Source organism: Dongia sp. (assembly GCF_041906375.1).
Classification (GTDB): domain Bacteria; phylum Pseudomonadota; class Alphaproteobacteria; order Dongiales; family Dongiaceae; genus Dongia.
Genome location: NZ_JAYRJJ010000001.1, coordinates 1,146,210 through 1,171,375, shown reverse-complemented (window position 1 = coordinate 1,171,375; position 25,166 = coordinate 1,146,210). Strand labels below are relative to the sequence as shown.

At 63.6% G+C, this 25,166-nt stretch carries 22 protein-coding genes; 4 read left to right on the top strand and 18 right to left on the bottom strand.

Features of this window, described 5'->3' with window-relative positions; all coding sequences use genetic code 11:
- Positions 1-53: 53 nt before the first annotated feature.
- The 4 genes from ACE3OA_RS05450 to ACE3OA_RS05435 form a co-directional block, all read right to left on the bottom strand.
- On the bottom strand, positions 54-1,349 hold the full coding sequence (locus ACE3OA_RS05450) for an adenylosuccinate synthase (RefSeq protein ID WP_374308707.1): 1,296 nt from the start codon (positions 1,347-1,349) through the stop codon (positions 54-56).
- Positions 1,350-1,365: 16 nt separating this feature from the next.
- Positions 1,366-2,514: an ATP phosphoribosyltransferase regulatory subunit gene (locus ACE3OA_RS05445; protein WP_374308705.1), complete on the bottom strand. Its 1,149-nt coding sequence runs from the start codon at positions 2,512-2,514 to the stop codon at positions 1,366-1,368.
- Positions 2,515-2,690: 176 nt separating this feature from the next.
- Positions 2,691-3,494, bottom strand: coding sequence for a PhzF family phenazine biosynthesis protein (locus ACE3OA_RS05440; RefSeq protein ID WP_374308703.1), 804 nt, complete (start codon positions 3,492-3,494; stop codon positions 2,691-2,693).
- Between the two features lie 53 nt (positions 3,495-3,547).
- Entirely contained in the window at positions 3,548-3,775 is a 228-nt protein-coding gene (locus ACE3OA_RS05435; RefSeq protein ID WP_374308701.1) for a DUF1127 domain-containing protein, read from the bottom strand.
- A 112-nt stretch (positions 3,776-3,887) separates the two neighbouring features.
- On the opposite strand from ACE3OA_RS05435, the gene ACE3OA_RS05430 reads away from it, so the two are divergent.
- From ACE3OA_RS05430 to ACE3OA_RS05420, 3 genes are read left to right on the top strand one after another with little or no spacing between them, the layout of a single operon-like run.
- Positions 3,888-5,285 carry a PLP-dependent aminotransferase family protein gene (locus ACE3OA_RS05430; protein ID WP_374308699.1) on the top strand — a complete coding sequence of 466 codons (1,398 nt, stop codon included), beginning with the start codon at positions 3,888-3,890 and terminating at the stop codon, positions 5,283-5,285.
- A 4-nt stretch (positions 5,286-5,289) separates the two neighbouring features.
- A complete protein-coding gene (locus ACE3OA_RS05425; protein WP_374308697.1) occupies positions 5,290-6,027 on the top strand; it encodes an AzlC family ABC transporter permease in 738 nt (245 codons plus the stop codon).
- A 1-nt stretch (position 6,028) separates the two neighbouring features.
- Complete coding sequence (locus ACE3OA_RS05420; RefSeq protein ID WP_374308695.1) at positions 6,029-6,364, top strand: AzlD domain-containing protein; 336 nt, start codon at positions 6,029-6,031, stop codon at positions 6,362-6,364.
- Between the two features lie 65 nt (positions 6,365-6,429).
- Here the strand turns inward: ACE3OA_RS05420 and fabZ are convergent, their stop codons facing one another.
- The 11 genes from fabZ to rpsB form a co-directional block, all read right to left on the bottom strand.
- Positions 6,430-6,891: a 3-hydroxyacyl-ACP dehydratase FabZ gene (fabZ, locus tag ACE3OA_RS05415; RefSeq protein WP_374308693.1), complete on the bottom strand. Its 462-nt coding sequence runs from the start codon at positions 6,889-6,891 to the stop codon at positions 6,430-6,432.
- 85 nt (positions 6,892-6,976) lie between these two features.
- Positions 6,977-7,552, bottom strand: a complete 576-nt coding sequence (locus ACE3OA_RS05410; protein WP_374308691.1) for an OmpH family outer membrane protein — start codon at positions 7,550-7,552, stop codon at positions 6,977-6,979.
- 32 nt (positions 7,553-7,584) lie between these two features.
- Positions 7,585-9,942 (bottom strand): outer membrane protein assembly factor BamA, encoded by a 2,358-nt coding sequence (gene bamA / locus ACE3OA_RS05405; protein WP_374308689.1) that lies wholly within the window; start codon positions 9,940-9,942, stop codon positions 7,585-7,587.
- A gap of 16 nt (positions 9,943-9,958) precedes the next feature.
- Positions 9,959-11,095, bottom strand: coding sequence for an RIP metalloprotease (locus ACE3OA_RS05400; protein WP_374308687.1), 1,137 nt, complete (start codon positions 11,093-11,095; stop codon positions 9,959-9,961).
- 86 nt (positions 11,096-11,181) lie between these two features.
- The gene (locus ACE3OA_RS05395; RefSeq protein WP_374309220.1) at positions 11,182-12,387 is read right to left on the bottom strand and encodes a 1-deoxy-D-xylulose-5-phosphate reductoisomerase; all 1,206 of its coding nucleotides are present in this window, start codon (positions 12,385-12,387) and stop codon (positions 11,182-11,184) included.
- Entirely contained in the window at positions 12,384-13,292 is a 909-nt protein-coding gene (locus ACE3OA_RS05390; protein WP_374308685.1) for a phosphatidate cytidylyltransferase, read from the bottom strand. Before ACE3OA_RS05390 ends, ACE3OA_RS05395 begins: the two co-directional genes overlap by 4 nt.
- Positions 13,276-14,031, bottom strand: a complete 756-nt coding sequence (locus ACE3OA_RS05385) for an isoprenyl transferase (protein ID WP_374309218.1) — start codon at positions 14,029-14,031, stop codon at positions 13,276-13,278. Before ACE3OA_RS05385 ends, ACE3OA_RS05390 begins: the two co-directional genes overlap by 17 nt.
- A 19-nt stretch (positions 14,032-14,050) precedes the next feature.
- On the bottom strand, positions 14,051-14,608 hold the full coding sequence (frr, locus tag ACE3OA_RS05380) for a ribosome recycling factor (RefSeq protein WP_374308683.1): 558 nt from the start codon (positions 14,606-14,608) through the stop codon (positions 14,051-14,053).
- A gap of 26 nt (positions 14,609-14,634) precedes the next feature.
- Positions 14,635-15,441 carry a UMP kinase gene (pyrH, locus tag ACE3OA_RS05375; protein ID WP_374308680.1) on the bottom strand — a complete coding sequence of 269 codons (807 nt, stop codon included), beginning with the start codon at positions 15,439-15,441 and terminating at the stop codon, positions 14,635-14,637.
- A gap of 169 nt (positions 15,442-15,610) precedes the next feature.
- Complete coding sequence (gene tsf, locus ACE3OA_RS05370) at positions 15,611-16,531, bottom strand: translation elongation factor Ts (RefSeq protein WP_374308678.1); 921 nt, start codon at positions 16,529-16,531, stop codon at positions 15,611-15,613.
- Positions 16,532-16,636: 105 nt separating this feature from the next.
- On the bottom strand, positions 16,637-17,419 hold the full coding sequence (gene rpsB / locus ACE3OA_RS05365; RefSeq protein WP_374308676.1) for a 30S ribosomal protein S2: 783 nt from the start codon (positions 17,417-17,419) through the stop codon (positions 16,637-16,639).
- A 271-nt stretch (positions 17,420-17,690) separates the two neighbouring features.
- On the opposite strand from rpsB, the gene ACE3OA_RS05360 reads away from it, so the two are divergent.
- Positions 17,691-18,476, top strand: a complete 786-nt coding sequence (locus ACE3OA_RS05360) for an outer membrane protein (protein WP_374308674.1) — start codon at positions 17,691-17,693, stop codon at positions 18,474-18,476.
- A 13-nt stretch (positions 18,477-18,489) separates the two neighbouring features.
- On the opposite strand, the gene dnaE is transcribed toward ACE3OA_RS05360, so the two are convergent.
- From dnaE to ACE3OA_RS05345, 3 genes are all read right to left on the bottom strand, one after another.
- Positions 18,490-21,924 (bottom strand): DNA polymerase III subunit alpha, encoded by a 3,435-nt coding sequence (dnaE, locus tag ACE3OA_RS05355; RefSeq protein ID WP_374308672.1) that lies wholly within the window; start codon positions 21,922-21,924, stop codon positions 18,490-18,492.
- A gap of 369 nt (positions 21,925-22,293) precedes the next feature.
- Complete coding sequence (locus ACE3OA_RS05350) at positions 22,294-23,007, bottom strand: hypothetical protein (RefSeq protein WP_374308670.1); 714 nt, start codon at positions 23,005-23,007, stop codon at positions 22,294-22,296.
- Between the two features lie 206 nt (positions 23,008-23,213).
- The gene (locus tag ACE3OA_RS05345; RefSeq protein ID WP_374308668.1) at positions 23,214-25,109 is read right to left on the bottom strand and encodes a PhoX family phosphatase; all 1,896 of its coding nucleotides are present in this window, start codon (positions 25,107-25,109) and stop codon (positions 23,214-23,216) included.
- Positions 25,110-25,166 lie beyond the last annotated feature (57 nt).

Genomic DNA, 25,166 nt, shown 5'->3' with positions numbered 1-25,166 from the left:
GTGGATGCCCCGGCCAAGCCGGGGCATGACAATGAACTGAAGAGTGGCCGCGCTTAATCCGCGAACGGATCCTTCACCAGGATCGTGTCGTCGCGTTCCGGGCTGGTCGAGAGCAGTGCCACCGGCACCTCGATCAGTTCTTCTACGCGGCGGACATATTTTATCGCGGTCGCCGGCAGCTGCGCCCAGGAGCGGGCGCCCTGGGTCGATTCGGACCAGCCTTCCAGCGTTTCATATACCGGCTTGGCGCGAGCCTGCAGGTCGGAGGCGGCGGGGAGATAGGCATAGGGTTTGCCGTCGATCTCGTAGCCGGTGCAGATCTTCAGCTCCTTCATGCCATCGAGGACATCGAGCTTGGTGAAGGCGATGCCGCTGATGCCGGCGACCTTCGCGGCGCGGCGCACCAGGGCGGCGTCGAACCAGCCGCAGCGGCGCTTCCGGCCGGTCACCACGCCGAATTCCTTGCCGCGGGCACCCAGCAATTCACCGATCTCGTCGGTGAGTTCCGACGGGAACGGGCCGGAGCCGACGCGCGTCGTATAGGCCTTAGTGATGCCGAGCACATAGCCGATCCCTGAGGGGCCGATGCCGGAGCCCGTGGCCGCCTGCCCCGTCACCGTATTGGACGAGGTGACGTAAGGATAGGTGCCGTGATCGACGTCGAGCATGACGCCTTGCGCGCCTTCGAACAGGATGCGGTCGCCGCGCTTGCGGGCGGTATCGAGCATTTCCCACACCGGTCGCACAAAGGGCGCGATCTGCGGCGCGATGGCGCGAAGCCTGGCCAGCAGATCGGCGCCATCGACCAGCGGCGCGCCCATGCCCTTCAGCAGCGCATTGTGGTGGCGCAGCAGGTTCTCGACCTTGGCCTCGAGGCCCTTCCCGTCAGCCAGATCGCAGACGCGGATGGCGCGGCGCGCCACCTTGTCTTCATAGGCCGGGCCGATGCCGCGCCCCGTGGTGCCGATCTTGGCGCCGCCTTCGGCCGCCCCTTCGCGCAGCTTGTCGAGCTCGCTGTGCAGCGGCAGGATCAGCGCCGCGTTTTCGGCGACGACCAGATTGTCCGGATTGATGGTCACACCCTGCCCGCGCAATCCGTCCATCTCCTTGAGGAGATGCCAGGGATCGACCACGACGCCATTGCCGATGACCGAGAGCTTGCCCGGCCGCACGATGCCGGAAGGCAGCAGCGACAGCTTGTAGGTGACGCCGCCGATGACCAGCGTATGGCCGGCATTGTGGCCACCCTGAAAGCGCACGACGACGTCAGCGCGTTCGCTGAGCCAATCGACGATCTTGCCTTTGCCCTCGTCGCCCCATTGCGAGCCGATTACCGCTACATTGGCCATGATATTCCTCTAGAGATCAGTTGCCGGTGGCCGCGACTTGGCCATCCAGCAGGAAATGGGAACAGCGCAGGCGCCGGGCTTCGGCGCGCGCGTCGGCGGATTGCAGGCCTTGCACCGTCACCCAGCCTTCGGTGCGCAACTTGAGCGCCGCCTTGGCGTCGGCGCCGAACGGCACGAAGACGCGCTTGGGTTCGGCCGGCATCGGCAGGGTCGCCAGCAAGGTGTCGAGATAGAGCGAGAAGCCGGTCGCCGCTTCGCCGGCATGATTGACATAGCGGCCGCCGCGCCCGAACTCGCCGCGCACACCGCGCCCCAGCAAGGTGAAGGCGATGCCGGAGTGATACTCGAAGCCGCGATGGTCGGTGACGTCGATGGTGAGGGTGAGATCCGGTGCCGCCTTGCGGATGAGGGCGATGGTCGCTGCCAGGTTGGCGCGGACCTCGGCCCCTTCTGCCGGCAGCGCGAGGCCTTCCAGCACCGGCAAGGCCGTTTCGACCGGACCAACGGCGCGCAGCAGGCCAGAAAGAAGCGCCGCTTGATCGCCCGCCCGTTCGGCCACGCGCGCCGTGTCCTTGCGGTCGAGGGCGGCGATGAGGTCGTTGCGCTGCGGCGCCGGCAGATGCTGCAGGATGCTGGGCGCCAGGCGCGGCACGTTGATGTCGACGGCAAGGTCGGGGACACCGAGGCTGGTCAGAGCCTCAACCGCAAGAAGCACCACTTCGGCATCGGCGGCGGCCCCTTCGGCGCCAATGAGTTCGACCCCGACCTGGCCCAGCTGGCGTTCCGGGCGCATCTGCTCGCCCTTCACGCGCAGGACCTGGCCGGCATAAGAGAGGCGCAACGGGCGCGGCATCTTCTGCAGGCGGCTGGCGGCAATGCGCCCGACCTGCGGCGTCATGTCGGCGCGCAAGCCCATCATGCGCTGCGAGATCGGGTCCATCAGGCGGAAGGTGTGGGCGGCCATCGCCTCGCCGGGACCGGCAAGGAGCGAATCCTCGAACTCGATCAGCGGCGGCTTGACGCGCTCATAGCCCCAGCGCGCGAAAGAGGCCACCAGGCGCTCGACCATCGCTGCTTCGAAGCCGGCTTCCGGCGGCAGGCCGTCGCCGAGCCCTGCGGGCAGCAGGAACTTTTCGCCGCTGTTATCGGTGGGGACGCTGGTCATGGGTCGTTCGGCTCGGTAAATCCGGAGATTACCCAAACCGATGAAACGCGCGGGGTGCTCGGCCCCCATCGCATGACCGCTTGGGCAAGGGCTATTAGCGCAAAGCCTTTCGCGGTGCAAGAGCGGCCGGGGAGGCAGATGCCTGGTGCGGCCATCCGCCTCCTGATCTTAAACGCTTAATTTACCTCGATTTCCCCTGAGAGAACGCAGACTGCATGGCCGGCGATCTTGAGGCGGTCTCCGGCCAGGGTCAGCCACAGATCGCCACCCCGGCGCGACACCTGGCGGGCGTGGAAGCTGTCCTTGCCAAGCTGCCCTTGCCAATAGGGGGCCAGCACGCAATGCGAGGAGCCGGTCACTGGGTCCTCGGGAATGCCGTGGAGCGGCGCAAAGAAGCGGCTGACAAAATCGACGCCCTCCGCCTTGCCGTCCGCGGTGATGATGAGGTCGCGGCCCAATTGTTCCAGCGCCGGATAATCGGGCACCGCTGCGCGGACGGCCGCAACGCTCTCCAGCCGCGCCAGGAACGCGTCATAGACCGGGCTTACCACGACATCCACCGGAAGCTGGCCGATCGCCTTACCGATGCGCGCCGGGATTGACGTGTCGGCATTGGCCTCGAACGCCAAGACCGGGAAGTCGAGTTCGAAACGCGCGCCGTCGGCGCGGACATGCAACGGGCCGGAAAGCGTGTCGAAGCGCATCGCCTTGATGGTGGGATCGATCAGCCGGTTGAACACGAAAGCCGAAGCCAGCGTGGCATGGCCGCACAGCTTCACCTCGACCGTGGGCGTGAACCAGCGCAGGTGATAGCCCTCGCCCTTCGGCACGAAGAACGCGGTCTCCGCCAGATTCATCTCCGCGGCGATCGATTGGAGCGTTTGGTCCGGCAGCCAGGTTTTGAGCGGCATCACCCCGGCCGGATTCCCGGCGAAAGCGCGGTCGGTGAAGGCGTCTACCTGATAAATCGGATATTTCATGGACCAATTCTCCTCAATCTTCGCAGCGTGCAGAAGCCGCGCTCAAGCAATCGTCATCGCCAATAGGGGCGCGAGATTTCCGCTTCGACGTCACAGCGCGTGAGGCCGATATCCTTCAACATGCGCTCGTCGAGCGCCTCCAGGGCCCGGCGCTGGCGGTAGATTTCCAGGCAATCCATCAGAAAGGCCGCGAAGCGGCGTGGCAGTGTCGCGGCACCGCCCGGACTAGATCGACCAAACCAGGAGGGGCCGCTGAGAGCGGGAAACTTGTATCGAGACATTTTGTTCACCTTTTCTGTCATATTTTGAGGCATTCGGGACATTGTTCAACATTGTACCCGCGCCCACATAATTGTTTTGACATCAATTCAAGTCAATCGATACATTGTCACCATGACAAACTGGCAACCCGATCTGTCGACTTTCCCCGGACCGCGCTATCTCGCGATCGCCGATGCGCTGTCCGAAGACATCCGTCAGCAACGCATGGCGCCGGGCACGCGCCTGCCGACGCATCGCGAACTCGCCTATCGCTTGGGCGTCACGGTCGGCACCGTCACGCGCGCCTATGCCGAGGCGGAGCGGCGCGGCCTCATCGGCGGTGAAGTCGGCCGCGGCACCTTCGTGCGCCCCGACGTGCGCCGCCGCCCGGAAATGCCGCTCGACCGCGAGGTCGAGGCGGATGCTGGCGGCTTCGTCGATCTCTCCATCAACTTCCCCACCCCGCGCGCCAACGACGCCCTGCTGTCGACGGCGCTGCAGCGGGTGGCGGCGCGGCCGGGCATCGATTCCCTGCTCGACTATCATCACCATGTCGGCATGCCGCGGCATCGCGCGGCCGGCGCACAGTGGTTGAGCGATCAGCGCTATCCGGTGCCGGCCGAGCGCGTCATCGTCACCGCCGGCGGCCAGCACGCCATGACCGCGGCGCTGGGCGCCATCACCGAACCCGGCGACGTAGTGGTCACGGAATGCATGACCTATCCGGGCCTGCGGCGCTTGGCCGACTTCCTGCGCATCCGCCTCCATGGCGTGGCAATGGATGCCGACGGCGTCGATCCGGAAGCGTTCGAAGCGGCCTGCATCAACCTGCGCCCCAAGGCGTTCTATTGCGTCGTCAACATGCACAACCCGACCGGCATCGTCGTCTCGGTCGAACGGCGCCGCGCGCTTGCCGAAATCGCGCGCCGCCACGGCGTGAAGATCGTCGAGGACGATGTCTACGGCTTCCTGCTCGGCACAAGGAACATCGAACCCTTGTCGGCGCATGCCCCGGAACTGGGGCACTATTTCACCAGCGTCTCGAAATCCATGGCGCCGGGCCTGCGCGTGGGCTATCTCGCCATTCCCGAGGGTGCGCTCGACAGCTTCGCGCAGGTGGTACGCTCAACCACCTGGATGGCCGCCCCCCTCACCGCCGAGATCGCCGCCGATTGGGTCGAGGACGGCACCGGCATGGACCTGGCGGAAGCGCATCGCATCGAAGCGATCGCGCGGCAGCGCCTGGCGCGCCGAATCTTAAGCGACTGGCAGATCTGCGGCGACGAATCCAGCTATCACATCTGGCTGAAACTGCAGGAACCGTGGACCTCGGACGGGTTTGCCTTGCAGGCGCGCCTGAAAGGCGTCGGCGTCTCGCCAGCCACGATCTTCTCGCTGACGCGCAACGCCCACAATGGCGTGCGCCTGTGCCTCTGCGCCCCGGCCGACCGGCGCATCCTGGAGGTGGCGCTGCAGCGCATCGCCGAGATCCTGCGCACGCGGCCCGGCGGCTCCTACGGAATCGTGTGACCCGATGACCGACACCGCGAAGACCGACCGGATGATCGGCTCCGAGATCGGCCGTGGCTTTGTGGCGACTTTGCCGGTGATGATTTCGGCCTTTCCGTTCGGGCTCATTTTCGGCGCGCTGGGCATCGCCAAGGGTCTCTCGCCACTCGCCGTCATGAGCATGTCGCTGTTCGTCTTCTCCGGCTCGGCGCAGTTCATCGCCGTCCTGCTTCTGGGCACGGGCTCCGGTCTCGGCGTCATCTGGCTGGCGACCCTCATTCTCAATCTCCGCCACCTGCTCTACGCAGCGACGCTGGTCGATCACGTGCGCCACCTCAACCAGGTATGGCGCTTCGGCCTCTCCGCCTGGCTGACCGACGAAACCTTCGCCGTGATGGAACGGCGTTACCGCATCGAAGGCGACGCCCCGCACGCACATTGGTACTACCTGGCATCCTGCCTCGGCATGTATCTCAACTGGGCCTTCTGGACCTGCATCGGCATCGTGCTGGGAACCCAGTACAAAGGCATCGAGAAATGGGGGCTTGAGTTCGCCATGGTGGTGACCTTCATCGGCATCGTCATGCCGGCCTTGCGCTCCAGGCCCTATTGGGCGGCGGCCATCGTCGCGGCACTGGTCGCAACCCTGGGACATGCCCTGCCCTTCAAGCTGGGCCTGATGCTGGGCGCCCTCGCCGGCATCGGCGCGGGACTTGCGCTGCAGGAAATCAAGCGCCGCAACGCGGCTGGCGAGGTGGTGTGACATGAGCGCTTTCGAAATCGCGGTCATGATCGCCGGCATGGCGCTCATCAACCTCGCCATCCGTTGGCCGGTCTATCTGTTCGCCGATCATGTGCGCTTTCCGCCCATCGCCGAGCGCGCGCTCGCTTTCGTGCCGGTAACTGTGCTGACAGCAATCATCGTGCCGATGGTGCTGTACCCGACCGATGGCGGGGACATTCAGTTGAGCTGGCGGAATCCCTACCTCATCGGCGCCATCGTGGCGGCGATCATCAGCTGGCGCTGGCACAGATTGATGCCGACCATCCTCATCGGCATGGCCGTGTTCTTCGCGGCACGCTGGGCGCTGGGCGTCTGACAGCCAAGTCGAAGCCCCGCGCCCGTTTAGGATGAGGCTCTTTCGATAGAAGCGAGTTAGGTGCGTTAGCGGTCGCGGATCATCGCCGCGAAGGTGGCCTCGGCGACGACCTGGCCGTCAACCTTGGCGGTGCCCACGAAGCGCCAGACCGGACCGCGGGCGCGGTCCTTCTTCACTTCGAGACGCAACTGGTCGCCGGGCGTCACGGGCCGGCGGAAGCGGCAATCGTCGATGCTCATGAACAGGACGATCTTGCCCTCGGCTTCCGACCCGAGCGCATGCACGGCGATGACGGCCGCCGTCTGCGCCATGGCTTCGACGATGAGCACGCCGGGCATGACCGGGGCGCCCGGGAAATGACCTGGAAAGAACGGCTCGTTGACGGTCACGTTCTTGATGCCCGTGGCGCTGTCGCCGGAAACGACGTCGATCACGCGGTCGATGAGGAGGAACGGATAGCGATGCGGGATCATGCGCATGATCGACGCGATATCGATGACCCCACCCGTGGCAACTTGCTCTGCCATCAAGAAACCCTTTTCCCCGCAAACCCGAAAATCAAGCGCGCCGCCTCATGGGACGGCGCGCGGCCCAACCGGACCTTTACCCGCCTTACATTTTGACGGCGGGCAGCACCTTGTTCAGCTGCGCCAGGGCCGAGTCACTGATGTCCCAGGCCTGGGCACTGACAATTACCACGGATTTGTTAAGAACCAGGGTCAGGCGCTTTTGGACCGCGATGTCGCCGATGACCTTCTGCAGGGTCTCGAAAATCGTCTTCTGGGCCTTGTTGTACGAAGACTCAAAAGCCTTCTGCTTCTGCTCGGCACCCTGGCGCCAGGCATTGAGCTTCTGCTGGAACGCCTGCTGCTTGGCACCGAAGTCGGCCGGGCTCAGCGTGGCGCGCTGGGCGTTCAGCTGATCGTTCTCGGCCCGCAGCTTCTTTTCTTCAGCCAGGAGCTCGGTCTGGTTCTGCTTGCGGCGGGCATCGGCCTGTTTCTTCAGCGACTGCCCCGCCGTCGACTTCTTGACGACTTCCTGGACATTCACGATGCCGATGGCGACCGGGATCGATGCCGCCGGGGCGGGCGCCGCCTCCTGGGCATAGGTCGACTGGATCGGCGACAGAACGATCAGCGCCGCAGCGAGGGCCATGGCGGCCTTCGTCATCATTCGGAATTTGAACACGCGCGTAACTCCACTGACAAAACGATTAAGACTTAGAACGAGGTACCGACACTGAAACGGAACCACTCCGTATTGTCGTAGCTCTCCTTCATGAGCGGATAGGCGACGTCGACGGCAATCGGGCCGAAAGGCGACACCCAGGTGAGCCCGATACCGGCCGAAACGCGGAGGCTCGCATCATCATCAATGTTGATATTGCTCTCGAGATCCGTCTCGGTCAGCGTACCAAAATCCGTAAAGGCACGGCCGCGAACGTTGAACTCCTCCGGCAGGCCCACCGGGAAGCTGGCTTGCAGAGTGCCGTCGAACAGGAGCTGGCCGCCGAGCGAGTCATTGGTATCCGCATCGCGGGGGCCGACACCCGAGGATTCAAAGCCGCGCAAGGTCTGGCCGCCCAAGGTGAAGGAATCCGTCACACGCACGTTGCCGCTGCCCAGGGCGCGGATATAGCCGGCTTCGGCCGAAATGCCGATCGAGATGTCATCGGTGATGGGGTAGAAATAACCACCCTTCACCAAGGTCTGCAGGTTGAAATCCTCATTCGAGAAATCCGGGCGAATGGAGATGAGGTCGTTGGACAACGACACGAAATAGCCATCGCGCGGGTCATTCGCATTGTCGCGGCGATCGTAGATGATATCCGAGCTGAAAGTCGTACGCAGCGTCCAGCCCTTCTCGTCCTGAATGGCCTCGGAGAGGTCATTGTCGACGTCCGAAATCTTGTCGGCGCTCACGCGGAAGCCAAGGGTCTGGCGCGTATATTCGGTCAGCTCGTAGCCCATGCGCAGCCCGAAGCCGGATTGCGACAGATCGTAATTATCACCGCGCACGTCGTTGTAGCGGCGGTGGAAGAGATCGACGCCGGCCGAGAGATCCTTGTCGAGGAAGTAAGGATCCGTGAAACTCACGTCGACCTGCGAGCGCTTGCCCGACAGCGTGAAGTTGGCGCGGAGATCCTGGCCCTTGCCGAGCAGGTTGCGTTCGCGCACGCCGATATTGCCCAAGGGACCGTCAGCGGTCGAGAAGCCGGCACCGAAGGTCAACTCGCCGGTCGATTGCTCGGCCACCTTCACCTTGATCACGGTCTTGTCCGGGGCGCTGCCGGGGGTGGTCTGGATGTCGACCGCCTCGAAGAAGCCCAGATTGCGCAGGCGCTGTTCGGTGCGCTTCATCTTGGCGGTCGAGAAGGCGTCGCCTTCCGCCAGGCGGAACTCGCGGCGGATCACCTTGTCCTGCGTGCGGATGTTGCCGGTGATGTCGATGCGCTCGACATAAACCTTGGGGCCTTCCTGGATGTCGTAAGTGAGATCCAGGATGTGGTTCTCCGCATCGCGCTTAATACGCGGGCGCACGTCGACAAAGGCGTAGCCAAGCGAACCGACGCGATCGGCGATCGCCTGGACGGTCTTGTCCACCAGGGTTGCGTTATACCAATCGCCTTCGCCGGTCTGCACTTCGCTCCAGAGCGAATCCGGGTCGAGGTCCTTGAGCGTCGATTTGATTTCGACCTTGCCGAGCTTGTAGCGCTCACCCTCTTCCACCGTGAAGGTGATGAAGAACGCCTCCTGGTCGGGCGAGAGCTCGGCCACGGCCGAAATCACGCGGAAGTCGGCATAGCCCTCTTCCAGATAGAACTTGCGCAGGTTTTCCTTGTCGACCGTCAGGCGGTCGGGGTCATAGGTGTCGCTGCTGCTGAGGAAGCGGAACCACGCGCTTTCGCGGGTAATGACCACGTCGCGCAGATCGTCGTCATCGAAGACCTTGTTGCCGACGAAGTCGATGCGCTCAATGTCGGTGGTGTCGCCCTCGTTGATCTCGAAGACCAGATCGACGCGGTTCTGGTCGAGCTTGATGACCTTGGGGTCGACGGTCGCGGCGAAGCGGCCGTTGCGGCGGTAGAGATCGAGCAGGCGCTTCACGTCCGACTGGACGCGCTGCTGGGTGTAGACGACACGCGGGCGCAACTGGATCTCGGTCTGCAGCTGCTCGTCCTCCAACCGATCGTTTCCTTCGAAGGCGATGCGGTTGATGATCGGGTTTTCCGTCACCTGGACGATGAGGGTGCTGTTCTCGCGGCGGAAATTGACGTCGGCAAAGAGGCCGGTCGCGAACAGGTTCTTCAGTGCCCGGTCGATCGCCTTGGCGTCGAACGGATCGCCCGGGTTGATCGCCATATAGCTGCGCACGGTGTCCGGCTCGATTCGCTGGCTGCCCTCGATCCGGATCTCCTGGATCGCGTCACCGGCGCTGATCGATTGGGCCAGCGCCGCTTGATGCACCGCACCCAGGCTGGGCGTCAGCAAGGCCACCAGCAGCAAGGCCCGCAGAACAGGGCGGGAAATGCCGGCAATCCCCCTGGGGGCGCAAAGCAGCGTACGCAAAAAAGCCATTTTACGCATCATCCGATCAGGTGAAGAGCCCATGGAAAAAATCGACGACTTTCAGATAAACCAAGTCATTCCATGTGGCAAATAACATGAGGCTAAGTACCATGGCGAGGCCGATTTTCAGCCCCCATTCCTGAGCGCCCTCGCTCAAGGGCCGCCCCCGCGTAGCCTCGACCGCATAATAGGCAAGATGCCCGCCGTCCAGCATGGGGACGGGGAAAAGGTTGATCAGTCCGAGATTGAGGGACAGCATCACGGCCCAGAGCGTCAATTCGTAGAGGCCGATACCGGCCACGGCGCCGGAAACGGTGGCAATCCTCAGGACACCGCCGATCTCGCTGGCGGGCCGGACGCCCGAGACCATCTGCCAAAGTCCCTGCAGCATGTTGACCGTCTGGTTGTAGGTATAGCTGACCGCCGCCTGCGCAGCCTCAAGCGGCCCGAGCTGTACTTTCGGCCCGCCATGCTTGCTGATGACACCCAGACGCGCCACGCGGGTGTCACGGCCCATGATGTCTTTCTGCACGATGATCTTGGGCGTGGCCGTCATCGTCTGCTCGGCCCCGTTCCGCTCGACGGTGATCCGCAGGGGCTGGTCGAGGTTGAGCTGGATGAACTCGGCAATCTCTTCAAAGGTCGTGATACGCCGGTCATTAAGGGCCACGATCTTGTCGCCCGGGAGCAACCCGGTCTCCTCCGCCGCCGAACCGGGGCTGATTTCGTCGATCAAGGGCGAGGTGGACTGCTTCCCGAAACCCCAATAGAGGGCCGTGAGGACCACGATCGCGAAAATGAAATTGGCGGCGGGACCGGCGGCAACGATGGCGGCGCGGCGGCCGACGCTCTTGTGCATGAAGGAGACGGCCCGGTCCTCCGACGACATGTCGACCGGCTTCTCGCCGCCTTCCAGCTCGTTGGGCGCCTGGCCGAACATGCGGACATAGCCGCCCAAAGGCAGCAGGCTGAACTTCCAGCGGGTGCCGTGCTTATCCGTGAAACCGAAGAGCTCGCGGCCGAAGCCGATCGAAAAGACCTCGACCCGCACGCCGCACCAGCGCGCCACCAGGAAGTGACCAAGTTCGTGGACGAAGACCAGCGGCGTCAAAAGAGCCAGGAATATAAAGCCGTTGCGCGAGAAAATCTCGACGATATCCATACCAGCTCAGCTCCCTGTTACCGTAACCCGTTATGCGACAGCAACCTGACGCTTGCCTGTCGAACCATTGGCCTGGCCAATCCGGCCTAGCTGTTTTTGCGCCGCGCCGCCACCTCGGCCCTGGCCACATTCCGGGCCTCGCCATCGGTTGCCAGCACATCGTCGATGCTGGTGAGGGTACCCACCGGCAGCTTTTCGAGAACCGTTTCGACCACGGCGGCAATGTCGGTAAAGCGGATCTCGTTACCGAGGAAGGCAGCCACGGCGATCTCGTTGGCGGCGTTGAGGATGGTGGGCGCCCGCCCGCCGGCCTTCAGCGCCGCACGCGCCAGGCGCAGCGCCGGGAATCGTTCCGGATCAGGCGCTTCAAAAGTGAACTGCGCGATCTTGACGAAGTCCAGGCGCGCCGAGGGCGCCTCGATCCGGTTGGGCCAGCCCAGGGCATAGGCGATCGGCGTGCGCATGTCGGGCGTGCCGAGCTGCGCCAGGACCGAGCCGTCGCGATAGGCGACCATGGAATGGATGACCGATTGCGGATGCACCAGGATCTCGATCTGCTCTTCCGGCAGGCCAAAGAGATGATGCGCCTCAATGAGTTCGAGGCCCTTGTTCATCATCGAAGCGGAATCGACCGAGATCTTGGCCCCCATCGACCAGTTGGGATGGGCGACCGCCTGGGCCGGGGTCATTGCCGTCATCTCGGCATAGGTCTTGGTGCGGAACGGGCCACCCGAGGCGGTGAGGATGATCTTCTCGATGGCCGGAATCTTGTCGAAATCGAATACCTGGAAGATGGCGGAATGCTCGGAATCGACCGGCAGCATGGTGGCCTTGTGTTTGGCCACCTCCTTCATCATGAGCGAGCCGGCGCAGACCAGCGTTTCCTTGTTGGCCAGGCCAATAAGGGCGCCGCGGCGGACGGCGGCCAGGGTGGGCTCCAGTCCGGCAGCGCCGACGATGGAGGCCATGACCCATTCGGCCGGGCGCTGGGCGGCTTCGATCACGGCGGCGCGGCCGGCGGCGGCCTCGATGCCGGTCCCGGCCAGGGCCGCTTTGAGCTTCTCGTAATTCTCCGGATTGCCGGTGACGGCGAGGCGGGGTTTGAGGCGCAGGGATTGCTCGATCAGCAAATCGACATTGTTATGGGCGGTCAGCGCCTCGACCCGGTAGGCGCCGGGGCTGCGCTCGATCATGTCGATGGTGTTGCACCCGACCGAGCCGGTGCAGCCCAGGACGGTGACGCTGCGGGGGCCTGACACGGGAGCGCGAAGCTCCGTCACCGAACCAGTCATAACCATGAGAGCACACTACCTTCGCCAAAATAGTCCAACGCCGCCACGGCAACCGATACCGTGAGCAAGCCATCAACCCGGTCGAGCACGCCCCCATGCCCGGGGATTATATGGCTGCTGTCCTTCACGCCAAAGCGCCGTTTGAAGGCGGATTCGAGAAGGTCGCCGACCTGCTCTATCACAGCCAAGCCGGCGCTCAAAATCATTAATTTCCAGGGACTTGAGAGATCCAGCCACAATCCGGCGATAAGCCCGACTATGGCCGCTGAAACCATGCCGCCGATCAGCCCCGCCCAGGTCTTGTTGGGTGAGATGGCCGGGGCAAGCTTCGGCCCGCCGATCGAGCGCCCGGCGGCATAGGCGCCGGTATCGGTGGCGATCACCAGGGCCAGGATCCAGGCCAGGAGCTCGATCCCCTGCCCCGTCACCGGATCGTCGCGGACCCAGAGAACTGCGAGCGAGGGTGCCAGAATATAGATGACGCCGATCCCGAACCAAATCGCCCGACTGCGATGTTCTGGAAAGCCGAAGAGGATGGCTCCGCTGACGGTCAGAATGGTAATGTTGACAATATCCCAGAGGGACAGATCGACCTTGGCTGGCCAGCCTGCAATCAATGGCCCACGCACCGTCACCAAGGCATACACGACCACGAAGATCAGCATGCATCCCGCAAGCGACCAATCGCGCACCGGCAACCGAGCCGCCGGGCTAGGATCGGCCGGGTTGCGGCGCCGCCCAGCGATGCGGGCCCACTCCCAGGCCATGATCGCGGCGAAGAGGATCACCAGGGCGTCGAACCAGGGATGGCCGACATAGGCGGCGGCCACGACGACCGGGATCAGCACCAGCGCCGAGAGGACCCGGACGACGAGGTTGCTGGGCTTCTTACTCGGAGGCGCCATAGCGCCGGTTCCGGCCGAGATATTCGGCGATGGCCGATTTGAGGTCGTCCTGGCCGAAATCGGGCCAATGCTTCTCGAGGAAGACGAACTCGGCATAGGCGCATTGCCAGAGGAGGAAGTTGCTGATGCGCTTCTCGCCGCTGGTGCGGATGAGGAGGTCCGGGTCCGGCATGTCGGCGGTGAAGAGGAAGCGTTCGAAGCGCGCCTCGTCGATCTGGTTGGGCGAGAGCTCGCCGCGCTGCACGGCTTCGGCGAGGCGCTTGGCCGCCAGCACGATCTCGGCCCGTGACCCGTAGGAGAGCGCAATGGTAAGGGTGAGCTTCTTGTTGGCGGCGGTCTTCGCCTCGGCCGCTTCGATCAGCGCCACGACGTCGGTCCCTAAGCGCGAACGGTCGCCGATGACCTGCATCCGGACGCCGTTCTGGTGCAGTTCCTCGATCTCGCGCTTGAGATAGAGCTTCAGGAGCCCCATCAGATCGTCGATCTCGGCGGTGGGGCGCTTCCAGTTTTCGGACGAGAAACCGAACAGCGTCAGGTAGTCGACGCCGCAGGCCACCGCCCCTTTGACCGCCTGGCGAACTGCCTCGGCGCCGCTGTTATGGCCGACCGTGCGCGGCAATCCGCGCGCCCGCGCCCAGCGGCCGTTGCCATCCATGATGATGGCGATATGGCGCGGCGGGCGCGACGAACCATGGGCGGCCTGACTGTTGCCAGAAACCGCCGCGACCGGCTCGGCTATGAGGCGCGGCTGGCTCACATCAGACCTGCAGGATTTCCTTTTCCTTGAGCGCCAGCACCTCGTCGACCTTCTTCACATGCTCGTCGGTGAGCTTCTGCATGAGGTCGGCGAGCTTCTTGTGCTCGTCCTCGGTGATCTTGTGGTCCTTTTCCTGCTTCTTCAGGAAATCCATGCCGTCGCGGCGCACGTTACGGACAGCAACGCGGCCCTGCTCGGCATATTTGTGGGCGACCTTGGTCAGTTCCTGGCGACGTTCCTGCGACAGTTCCGGCAGCGGCACACGGACCGTGGTGCCGTCGGAAGCCGGGTTGAGGCCGAGGCCGGCATCACGGATGGCCTTCTCGACCGCCGAAACCATGCCCTTGTCCCAGACCTGGACCGTGATCATGCGCGGCTCCGGCACGCTCACGGTGCCGACCTGATTGAGCGGCATACTGCTGCCATAGGCGCTGACCTGGACCGGGTCCAGCAGGTTTGCCGAGGCGCGACCGGTGCGCAGGCCCGTGAACTCCTTGCGCAGGGCCTCCAGCGCGCCGTCCATGCGGCGTTTGTAATCTTCGAGACGCGGATCGCTCATGGAACCCTCTCCTACCCTTTTAGCTCTTAGATCTTTTCGTGCCGGTTGCCGATCACCGTGAAGCGGCCGCGATCCTGCAGGACCTCAGCCATCATGCCCGGCGAGTGAATCGAAAACACGATGATCGGAATGCCGTTGTCGCGCGCCAAGGCGATCGCCGTCGCGTCCATGACCTTGAGGTCGCGCGCCAGGACGTCCTGATGGCTCAGTTGCTGGTAGCGCTCGGCATCCTTGTGGAACTTCGGATCGGCGCTGTAGACGCCGTCGACCTTGGTCCCCTTGAGGAGCGCCTGGCAGCCCATTTCCGAGGCGCGCAAGGCGGCGGCCGTATCGGTGGTGAAATAGGGATTGCCGGTGCCGGCAGCAAAAATGACGACGCGGCGCTTCTCAAGATGGCGGACGGCGCGGCGGCGGATATAGGGTTCGCAGACCGATTGCATCGGAATGGCGGAGAGGACGCGGGTGTCGACGCCCAATTGTTCGAGCGCGTTCTGCATGGCGAGCGCGTTCATGATGGTGGCCAGCATGCCCATGTAATCGGCCGAGGCGCGCTGCATGCCTTCGGACGCGCCGGCGATGCCGCGGAAGATGTTGCCGCCGCCGATCACGAGGCAGCATTCAACGCCCAGCGCATGGACCGCCTGGACTTCCTTGGCGACGCGGTTGACGGTCGCCGGTTCCAGGCCGTAGTCGCGCTGGCCCATCAGGGCTTCGCCGGAGATTTTGAGGAGGACGCGCTTGTAGAGGAGTCCGGGAGGTGGCGATGCCGGCGCGTGTGCAACGGACGGATGTTCACCTTCAGCGACCGTCGACGATGCACCAGCCTTGGACATACGCAATTCTCCCTGCGCCATTTGTACTATATGGCCCGGCTTGGACAATCTGCCGGACAGCCGCCCGTGGCGGGCGGCAGGCGGGCGATGCCGGCCCCCTAAAGGGTGACATCGCCCGCCGAACTATACCCCGATTCGGCGGCGCAGGAAGCCCGCCGAAACTGAGACTTCAAGCGCGCAGCTGGGCCGCAACCTCGGACGCGAAGTCCTTTTCTTCCTTCTCGATGCCTTCGCCCAGCGCCATGCGGGCAAAACCAACGAGCTTCACCGGCGCGCCGATCTCCTTGGCGGCCTTCTCGACGACCTGCTTCACGCGGCTTTCGCCGTCGATGACATAGAGCTGCTCGAGGAGGACGACGTCCTCGTAGAACTTGCGGACGCGGCCTTCGACCATCTTGCCGATGATCTCTTCCGGCTTGCCCGAGGCACGGGCCTGCTCGGTCAAGACGGCGCGCTCACGCTCGAGGCTGGCCGGATCGACTTCGGCGATGCTCAGCGACTGCGGGTTGGCAGCGGCCACATGCATGGCGAGCTGCTTGCCCAAAGCCTGGAGCTTCGCGGCGTCGCCAGTCGATTCCAGCGCCACGAGCACGCCGATCTTGCCCATACCAGGGGCGGCGGCGTTGTGGACGTAGGAGGCGACGATGCCGCTCCCGACCGCCAGACGCTGCACGCGCCGGAGGTTCATGTTCTCGCCGATCGTCGCCACCAGGGTGGTGAGCTTTTCGGTGACCGTGCCGCCTTCCGGGTGCTTGGCGTTCTTCAGTGCTTCGATGTCGCCATGGGCAAGGGCGAGACGCGAAACGGCGGAGACGAAGCCCTGGAACTGCTCGTTGCGGGCGACGAAATCGGTTTCCGAATTCACTTCCACGAGCGCGCCGACATTGCCTTCGGCAACGGCGCCGACGAGGCCTTCGGCGGCGACGCGGCCGGCCTTCTTGGCGGCGGCGGCGAGGCCCTTCTTGCGCAGCCAGTCGATCGCTGCTTCAATTTCACCATTGTTCTCGGCCAGCGCCTTCTTGCAATCCATCATGCCGGCGCCAGAGGCCTCGCGCAGCTCCTTAACGAGTGCCGCAGTAATCTCGGCCATGGTCTCTTCCTTCCGTCAAAAGTCGGTATCTTCAGGTGTTACTAGATGTGGCAATGGGGTCCGGCGCAGGCAATGCCCCGGACCCCATTCAATGCCGGAGCAGATTTACGCCGACGCCGCGTTTTCAGCGCCGTCAACCGACGGCAGCTGTTCGGCCGGCAGTTCCTCGGACTCACCGATATCGGCGCCCGAAGAGATCGCTTCCTGCTGCAGACCGTCGAGCACGGCGCCCGAGAACAGGTCGCAATAGAGCGAGATCGCGCGGATCGCATCGTCATTGCCCGGGACCGGGAAATTGATGCCTTCCGGCGAGGAGTTCGAATCAAGGATGGCGACGATCGGAATGCCAAGCTTGTTGGCTTCCTTCACCGCGAGCGATTCCTTGTTGGTGTCGATGATGACGAGGACGTCGGGCTGGCCGCCCATGTCCTTGATGCCGCCCAGCGCGCGCTCGAGCTTGTCGCGGTCGCGGGTCATCATGAGGAGTTCTTTCTTGGTGAGGCCGACGGTGTTGGTCGTCAGCTTCTCCTCGATCTCGCGCAGGCGCTTGATCGACTGCGAGATGGTCTTCCAGTTGGAGAGCATGCCGCCCAGCCAACGATGGTTGACGTAATACTGGCCGCAACGCTTCGCTGCTTCGGCGACCTTGTCAGCGGCAGCGCGCTTGGTGCCGACGAACAGCACACGACCACCGGCTGCGGCGATGTCGCGCACGGTCTTGATCGCTTGTTCGAGCATCGGGGCGGTGTATTCGAGATTGATGATATGCACGCCGTTGCGCACGCCGAACAGATAGGGGGCCATCTGCGGGTTCCAACGACGGGTGTGGTGACCAAAGTGAACGCCAGCTTCCAAGAGCTGACGCATGCTGAATTGTGGCAGCGCCATTCCAAAAGTCCTTTTCCGGTTAAGCCTCTGCGGGTTTTGCGTTAAAAATCTCAATTATTCCTGAGACTTAGAACACCGGAGCGAAGTCTGCCGGGATGTCTCCCCGAGCAGCGCGCGAACCCGCATGCGGTTTGTTAGCGGCGGTGGAATACAAGGTTCCGGCTGAAATGGCAAGTGGCCCCCCCGGAGCAGCATCGATACACTTGCTTGATCCGGAAATATTACCTGGATAGGAACATCTACGCGTGTTGTCAGGGATGGGGACAAGCAAATGATTCGGAAGGCAATTCTACTCGCTGGCTGCTGCCTCGGCCTGGGCTCAGGACAAGCGGCTGCGCAATCCGCTTCCGAGATCGACTGGTCCGGTTTCAGCATCACCGCCCTGGCCGGCGGCGGCATCCTGACGCCGGAGACGGAAGCAGAAGGCGTCAAAGATCCGAACAGCTACTTCAATGTGGCCAGCGACTTAAAGCAAGTGAAGAATGCCGGAAGCGGTAGCCCGACCGACTGGGATTGGTCGGGCAGTTTGCAGATGGGGTATTCGCACCAGATCGGCAGCGTCGTCCTCGGCATCGGTGTCACCGGCGATCTACTGTTGTGGGACGAAACGCGCAGCAGCTCTCAGGAATGGATCAGCGCTCCGGGAGCGGACTTCAAGCTGACGCAGCGGGTTGAAGCCGATTGGATGGCGACTCTGCGCCCCCGCATCGGCTGGGCGCAGGACAATTGGCTGGTCTACTTCATGGCCGGCCCCGCCCTCAGCCGGGTAAAAGTAGAAACCGATTTCTCCGACACATTTGGTTCCGGCGCAGACGGCCATGGTTCGGACACAGAAACGCAGCTCGGTTATGTCGTGGGCCTTGGCGGCGAGCTTGCGCTTGGAGAGAACTGGTCCGTCTCCGCGCAATATTCCTTTACCGACCTGGGGACCGTCGATACGCGTACGCATGTGGTAAATCCTGATTCCCCGGCCACCCCTGGCGATATTGACAGCTCCGTCGATCTGTCGAGCCACATGGCGATGATTGGCTTCACCTACCGGTTCGATACGTTCTAACCCGGCGAGCGGCTCAGGTATCCATCACTTCCGCCACACCGTGCATGGCGCGGATGGCGCCGCGGACGGCGGGGGTGACGGCGAAGTGGTCGCGGAGCACGATGTCGACTTCGCGTTTCTGTTCGGGGATGTCGATGACGAAATCGATACGGCCCTTGCCGCGGCCGGCTTTGCCGAGGATCTGCTTGATCGTCTCCACCGGGCTGGCGTCCTTGAGGAAGATCTTGAGGCCCGCAGCGGTCGCGGCGGCGGCCTGATCGAGGCTGGAAACCTCGTTCACCATGAGGCGGAGGCCCCCTTCCTCGTCCTGGCGGCAATCGACATTGAGGAGGAGCGCCCGGCCCGGTTCCAGCATCTCGCGCGCGGCGGTGAGGCGTTCGGAGAAGATCGTCGCTTCATACATGCCGCTGGCGTCGGTCAACTGGATGAAGGCGAAGCGGTTGCCCTTCTGCGAAGTGCGCTCCTGCTTGCCGACAACGAGGCCGGCGACGCGGGCGCGGGCAGCGCCCTTGGCCTTCAGCCATTGCGGCAGATCGGCGAAAGAGACGACATCGAGGCGCTTCAGGCTGGCGCCATAGGAATCCAAGGGGTGCGCCGAGAGATAGAAGCCGATCGCGGCGAATTCGTGCTGCAGCCGTTCCATCGGCAGCCAATCCGGCAAGGGCGGCAGGGTGAGACGCACCTGGGTCGTCTCAGCGAACATGCTCGACTGGTTGCTGCCCTTGGCCTCGTGCGCGGCCTGGGATTGGCGCAGCATCTGTTCGACGCTGTCATGGACCTGGCGGCGATTGGGGTTGATGCTGTCGAAGGCACCGGCCAGCACCAGGTTTTCCAGCTGCCGCTTGTTGAGGCCCTTGGGGTCGATGCGTTCGCAGAAATCCTCGAGATTCTTGAAGGGCCCGCCCTCTTCCCGCGCCTTCACCATGGCCTCGACCGGACCCATGCCGACATTCTTCACCGCACCCAGCGCATAGCGGACAGCCAGGGCGCCATCGGCCTGCTGTTCGACCACGAAGGTCGGTTCCGATTTGTTGACGTCGGGCTGCAGCAGCTTGATGCCGAGGCGATTGAGTTCCTGGCGGAAGACATTGAGCTTGTCGGTATTGCCCATGTCGTAGGTCATGGACGCTGCGAAGAATTCGACCGGGTAATTGGCCTTCAGCCAAGCGGTCTGATAGGCGACCAAGGCATAGGCCGCGGCATGGCTCTTGTTGAAGCCGTAGCCGGCGAATTTGTTGACCTGGTCGAAGATCTCGGCCGCCTTGTCGGCATTGACCTTGCGCTCGACCGCGCCGTCGACGAACAGCTTGCGCTGTGCCTCCATCTCCTCCTTGATCTTCTTGCCCATGGCGCGACGCAAGAGATCGGCGCCGCCGAGGCTGTAGCCGGACAGGACCTGGGCGATCTGCATCACCTGCTCCTGATAGATCATGATGCCGAAGGTTTCCTTCAGGATGCCTTCGAGCGAGGGATGCAGGTAGTCCGGCTGTTCGCGGCCGTGCTTGCAATTGATGTATTTGGGGATGTTGTCCATCGGGCCGGGGCGATAGAGCGCCACGACGGCGATGATGTCCTCGAACCTGTCGGCCTTCAGCTTGCGCAAAACGTCGCGCATGCCGGAACTTTCCAGCTGGAACACGCCGGTTGAATCGCCCCTGGCCAGCATCTCGAAGGTGTTGGCGTCATCGAGCGGCAGATGGTCGATGTCGAGCTCGATGCCGCGCTTCCTGAGCAGCTTGTCGGCGGTGCGCAGGACCGAGAGCGTCTTGAGGCCGAGGAAGTCGAACTTCACGAGGCCCGCTTTTTCGACATCCTTCATGTTGAACTGGGTGACCGGCATATCCGAGCGCGGATCGCGGTACATCGGCACCAGTTCATCAAGCGCGCGGTCGCCGATGACGACGCCGGCGGCATGGGTCGAGGCGTGGCGGTAGAGCCCTTCGAGCTTCTGCGCGATTTCCATCAGCCGCTTGACGCTGGGGTCCTCGTCCATCGCGTCGCGCAATTGCCGTTCGCCCTCGATCGCCTCCTTCAAGGTGATCGGGTTGGCCGGGTTGTTGGGGATGAGCTTGGAGAGCCGGTCGACCTGGCCATAGGGCATCTGCAAGACGCGCCCCACGTCGCGCACGGCGGCGCGGGCCTGCAGCTTACCGAAGGTGATGATCTGCCCGACCTTGTCGCGCCCGTAGCGCTCCTGCACATGGCGGATCACCTCTTCGCGGCGGTCCTGGCAGAAGTCGATGTCGAAGTCGGGCATCGAGATGCGTTCGGGATTGAGGAAGCGCTCGAACAGCAGCCCCCAGCGCAAGGGATCGAGATCGGTGATGGTGAGCGCCCAGGCGACCACCGAGCCGGCACCGGAACCGCGGCCGGGGCCCACCGGAATCTCATGCGCCTTGGCCCATTGGATGAACTCGGCAACGATGAGGAAATAGCCGGGAAAGCCCATCTGGATGATGACGCCGAGCTCGAATTCGAGGCGCTCGCGATAGGGCTTCTGCTGTTCCTCGGAAAGGCCCATCGTGCTGAGCCGTTCGTCGAGACCCTTATGCGCCATCTCGCGCAGCGCCTCGTCCTCGCTCTTGCCGTCGGAAAAGGCCGGCAGGATGGGCTTGCGCGACGGCGGCATGTAGGCGCAGCGCCGGGCGATGACCAGCGTGTTGTCGATCGCTTCCGGCAAATCGGCGAACAGCGCCTTCATCTCGGCGCCGGATTTGAAGCGATGCTCGCGCGTCACCTTTCGGCGATTGCTCTCCGCCACATAGGTGCCGCCGGCGATGCAGAGCAGCGCATCATGTGCCAGATACATACCTTCGTCGCTGAAATAGACGTCGTTGGTCGCGACCAGCGGCAGGTTGTGCGCGTAAGCGAGGTTGATGAGGCTTTCCTCAATGCGCGTTTCCTCATCGAGGCCGTGGCGCATCAATTCGATATAGAGGCGCCCGGGATAGAGGGAAGCCAGGTGCCGCAAGGCAGCTTCGGCAGCTTCATCCTGGCCTTCCAGCAGCAGGCGACCGACCAGACCCTTCGGCCCCCCGGTCAGCGCGATGAGGCCTTCCGCATGCGCGGCGAGATCGCCCAGCGACACCTGCGGCGGCGTCCCCGGCTCGCCCTTCAGATAGGCGTCGCTGGAAAGCTTGGTGAGATTGGCATAGCCCTTCTCATTCTGCACCAGGAGGACGATCTGGTCCGGAGCCGGGATCTGTATCTGGTGTGGATCGCGCTCACGCGCGAGGCCCAATTGGCAACCGATGATCGGCTGGATGCCGGCATCCTTGGCATAGCCGGAGAACTCCATCGCGCCGAAGAGGTTGCCGCTGTCGGTGACGGCCACGGCCGGCATGGCGTTGCGGCGGCACAGATCGACCAGTTGCTTGTTCTTGAGGGCGCCTTCCGACAACGAATAGGCGGAATGAACGCGCAAATGGACGAAATCGGCGTGCGCCATGGGGGTATCGGCTTTTGAGTCGCTGGGATGGCGGAGTCTAGAGAGATTCCGGGCAGGATGAAAGGACGCGAAGTCGGCGGAAACCCGTCACTTGGCGCCCCCACCCTACCCTCCCCCTGAAGGGAGAGGGTTTCCGACCGAGATCGCACCGATCACCTCGCTCAAAGCCCCTCTCCCTTCAGGGGGAGGGGTTGGGGTGGGGGCGGTCACATACGCTTTTTCATGAGCGCAGCCCACAAAAGAAAAAGCCCTCCGTGGACAGGACGGAGGGCTTCAGTGAGGCCGGGATCGATCGTTCGGGGGATGATCACGGCTTGACCCGGACAAAGCGGCCGGGACGGGAAAGCAAAAGAAGATTGAAAGCTGAGGTTATTGCCAGGGTTGCGAGAACAGGGCGGCAAGACCCGTCGGCATCTGTTCGGCCGCCGGCGTACCGAAGCCGTAGCTCATCGGCGCGTCCTGCTCGGTCCAGGCGAAACGGCGCGCCTGCCGATAGCGATGCTGCCCGATGCTGGGTGGTGTCAAATCGAGGGTCAGCGGTTCGTTGCCGCCGGTCGCAATCATGCGCAATCCACCGGCATTGTTGAGCGGCGTCAGGGCGAAGAGACGGCGCAGCGGCGTGGCGCCAAGGCGGCGCGCTTCATGGCGCACCTGCTGAACGTCGCGGGCGCCGGCGACCGGGATCCATTCGAGGATGCCGTTGGCGACGAAGCGCGCCACGGCAACTTCGCCGCAATCGATCAAGGCACTGAGGCTCAGATGATTTTCAAGCGCGCGCGCAGCGACGACGCGGTAGAGGAAAATATCGCCATCGACATCGATCGCATAGGCCAGGCCGTTGGCGATATCGACCAAGGCGGTGCCGATACCGAGGCGCTGGCGCGCCAGGCGCTGCCAAACGAGGTCCGTATCGCGATCCGAAACGTTGTGTTCGGTCAAGTCGTCAAGCACATGGCCGCTTTCCGGCCCATCGAGCCAGCGGTCGCGGCGCAGAGCGACGATTTCGGGAAGATCCGGGCTCAGGCCAATGGCGGGGCTGGCCGATCTGCTGTCGATCCCTATGACATTCGGCTGCACGGTCATGACGGCACCTCTTCCGATCCTGCGATGCCCTAGCTCCGGTGGCTTTTCCAGGGATCTGCCACCGGAGCCAGGCACCCTCTCTAGGGAGCACCATGACCGATTCTGATTGCCGGTCGCTTGCAGGCAGATGACAAGTCGGTGACCGGAAATGAAAGCGCCCGACGGAAGTCTTCCGCCGGGCGTTGTTAAGGCAAGGTCGGACGCGATCAGCCGCCGATTTCGCCGCCGTCCTGTTTGGTGATTGCGACGACGGCGGGACGCGGCAGGCTGTCGCCGAAGTCCGGCCAGCGGGTGGTGAGCTTGTCCGTGTTCTCCGAATTCTCGGCCGGATGCTGGACCGAGACGAAGAGAGTCTTTCCGTCCGGCGTGAAGGCCGGACCGCACAACTCGGCGCCCGTGGGACACGCGAAGAAGAAGCGCGGCAGCGCACGGCCGTCGCCCACGGTATCGGCGCCGTAGAGACCGTCGGCGATGTCGAAATCGTTGGCCCCATCGCTGGCGATCCAGATGCGGCCCTTGGGATCGAATGCGATGTTGTCGGGGGCAACGAACCAGCCGTCAGCGCTGATACCCGGATTGTATTTGGCACCCTCCTCCGGCTTCGCGGGATTGCCGGCCAGCAGGAACACGTCCCATTTGAACGTGTCCGCCGCATGATCGGCATCCTTGCCCTCGCCCGGCGGGAGCATTTCCAGGATATGGCCGTATTTGTTTTCGGCGCGCGGATTGGCGGCGTCGATCTCATCGGCCGTGCGCTTCTTGTTCTTGGTCATGACCGCATAGACACGGCCGGTGACCGGATTGGGCTCGATGTCTTCGGGGCGATCCATCTTGGTGGCGCCCACTTGGTCACCGGCCAGACGTGCCTTGATCAGCACCTCGGCCTGGTCGGCAAAGCCGTTCTCCGGCGTCAGGCCGTTCTGGCCATGAATCAGCGGGATCCAGGTGAGCGTGCCGTCCTCGTCGAACTTCGCCACGGAAAGCGTGCCTTCATCGAGCAGCTTCTTGTTGGCGGCGCGGTTCGCCGGATCGAACTTGCCGGTGCTGACGAAGCGGAAGATGTATTCGAAATAATCGTCATCGCCGGTGTAGACGACGATGCGGCCGTCGGCATTGACGATGCAGGTCGCCGCCTCGTGACCCATGCGGCCCAGAGCCGTACGCTTCACCGGCATTTCCGTGGGCGCATAGGGGTCGATCTCGACCACCCAGTCGAACCGGTTTGGTTCGTTCGGCACCTTGTCGAGATTGAAACGCTCTTCGATGCGCGCAAAGCCGTAATAGTCGGAACCGTCATAGCTGTAGCGCTCGAGCAGCTTCGGATCGCCGCCCTTGGCCGGATCGCCGCCGAACGTGTCGGAGAGACCTTCCTCGCAGCTGAGGATCGTACCCCAGGGGGTGACGCCGCCGGAGCAATTATAGCCAGTGCCGAAGACCCTGGTTCCGGTCTGATCGGCCGCCGTCTGCAGCAGCGTGTGGCCGGCGGCGGGACCGGAGATCGCGATCTCGGTCGTGCCGGTGATGCGGCGGTTGAACTTGCTGTCCTTCACCGTCTGCCACTTGCCGTCCACCTTCCTGATCTCGACGATCGAGTGGCCCCAGGATTCGAAGGCCGCGTTGATCTGGTCCGCATTCATCATCTTGGGCGCATCGTCCTCGGTCATGCCGGGGAACATCACGTGCGGGTTGGGATATTCGTTGTTGACGCAGAGCAGCCCGTGCTCGCTGTTGTCCGAGCCGAGCGGCAGCGGCATGTAGCCGATGAAATCGCAGTTGTAGCCGAATTGTTTGGCCTGGTCGGTGGCGTTCTGGTTAGCGGCATCGAGTTCCTTGCCGCCCGCGACGATCGCCTCGCCCCAGCGCACCAGGATGTCGGCATTGTAGCCTTCGGCGACGTGATGGGTCTGGTCATAGACCTTTTTCAGTTCGGGGAAAGTCAGCGTCGAGGAACTGGCCGCGGCCTGTGCGCCGGCCAAGCGGAAGGACATGGCCGACGCGGCCGCGACGCCGGCGGCACCGAGCAGCACGGTGCGGCGCGAGAATCGGTTCGCCACCAATTGGGCGTAAGTGGGTGTCGATGCATTCTGCGGATGATCCGCCATCGTTGCCTCCTGTCCTGTTTGTCAGTGAAGGCACCCTGGGTAGACCCGGGAAATGAC

Excerpts from the sequence above, each read along its gene's own strand:
- ACE3OA_RS05450 (WP_374308707.1), bottom strand. The coding sequence starts at position 1,349 with ATGGCCAATGTAGCGGTAATCGGCTCGCAATGGGGCGACGAGGGCAAA.
- ACE3OA_RS05445 (WP_374308705.1), bottom strand. The coding sequence starts at position 2,514 with ATGACCAGCGTCCCCACCGATAACAGCGGCGAAAAGTTCCTGCTGCCC.
- ACE3OA_RS05440 (WP_374308703.1), bottom strand. The coding sequence starts at position 3,494 with ATGAAATATCCGATTTATCAGGTAGACGCCTTCACCGACCGCGCTTTC.
- ACE3OA_RS05435 (WP_374308701.1), bottom strand. The coding sequence starts at position 3,775 with ATGTCTCGATACAAGTTTCCCGCTCTCAGCGGCCCCTCCTGGTTTGGT.
- ACE3OA_RS05430 (WP_374308699.1), top strand. The coding sequence starts at position 3,888 with ATGACAAACTGGCAACCCGATCTGTCGACTTTCCCCGGACCGCGCTAT.
- ACE3OA_RS05425 (WP_374308697.1), top strand. The coding sequence starts at position 5,290 with ATGACCGACACCGCGAAGACCGACCGGATGATCGGCTCCGAGATCGGC.
- ACE3OA_RS05420 (WP_374308695.1), top strand. The coding sequence starts at position 6,029 with ATGAGCGCTTTCGAAATCGCGGTCATGATCGCCGGCATGGCGCTCATC.
- fabZ (WP_374308693.1), bottom strand. The coding sequence starts at position 6,891 with ATGGCAGAGCAAGTTGCCACGGGTGGGGTCATCGATATCGCGTCGATC.
- bamA (WP_374308689.1), bottom strand. The coding sequence starts at position 9,942 with ATGGCTTTTTTGCGTACGCTGCTTTGCGCCCCCAGGGGGATTGCCGGC.
- ACE3OA_RS05400 (WP_374308687.1), bottom strand. The coding sequence starts at position 11,095 with ATGGATATCGTCGAGATTTTCTCGCGCAACGGCTTTATATTCCTGGCT.
- ACE3OA_RS05395 (WP_374309220.1), bottom strand. The coding sequence starts at position 12,387 with ATGACTGGTTCGGTGACGGAGCTTCGCGCTCCCGTGTCAGGCCCCCGC.
- ACE3OA_RS05390 (WP_374308685.1), bottom strand. The coding sequence starts at position 13,292 with ATGGCGCCTCCGAGTAAGAAGCCCAGCAACCTCGTCGTCCGGGTCCTC.
- frr (WP_374308683.1), bottom strand. The coding sequence starts at position 14,608 with ATGAGCGATCCGCGTCTCGAAGATTACAAACGCCGCATGGACGGCGCG.
- pyrH (WP_374308680.1), bottom strand. The coding sequence starts at position 15,441 with ATGTCCAAGGCTGGTGCATCGTCGACGGTCGCTGAAGGTGAACATCCG.
- tsf (WP_374308678.1), bottom strand. The coding sequence starts at position 16,531 with ATGGCCGAGATTACTGCGGCACTCGTTAAGGAGCTGCGCGAGGCCTCT.
- rpsB (WP_374308676.1), bottom strand. The coding sequence starts at position 17,419 with ATGGCGCTGCCACAATTCAGCATGCGTCAGCTCTTGGAAGCTGGCGTT.
- ACE3OA_RS05360 (WP_374308674.1), top strand. The coding sequence starts at position 17,691 with ATGATTCGGAAGGCAATTCTACTCGCTGGCTGCTGCCTCGGCCTGGGC.
- dnaE (WP_374308672.1), bottom strand. The coding sequence starts at position 21,924 with ATGGCGCACGCCGATTTCGTCCATTTGCGCGTTCATTCCGCCTATTCG.
- ACE3OA_RS05350 (WP_374308670.1), bottom strand. The coding sequence starts at position 23,007 with ATGACCGTGCAGCCGAATGTCATAGGGATCGACAGCAGATCGGCCAGC.
- ACE3OA_RS05345 (WP_374308668.1), bottom strand. The coding sequence starts at position 25,109 with ATGGCGGATCATCCGCAGAATGCATCGACACCCACTTACGCCCAATTG.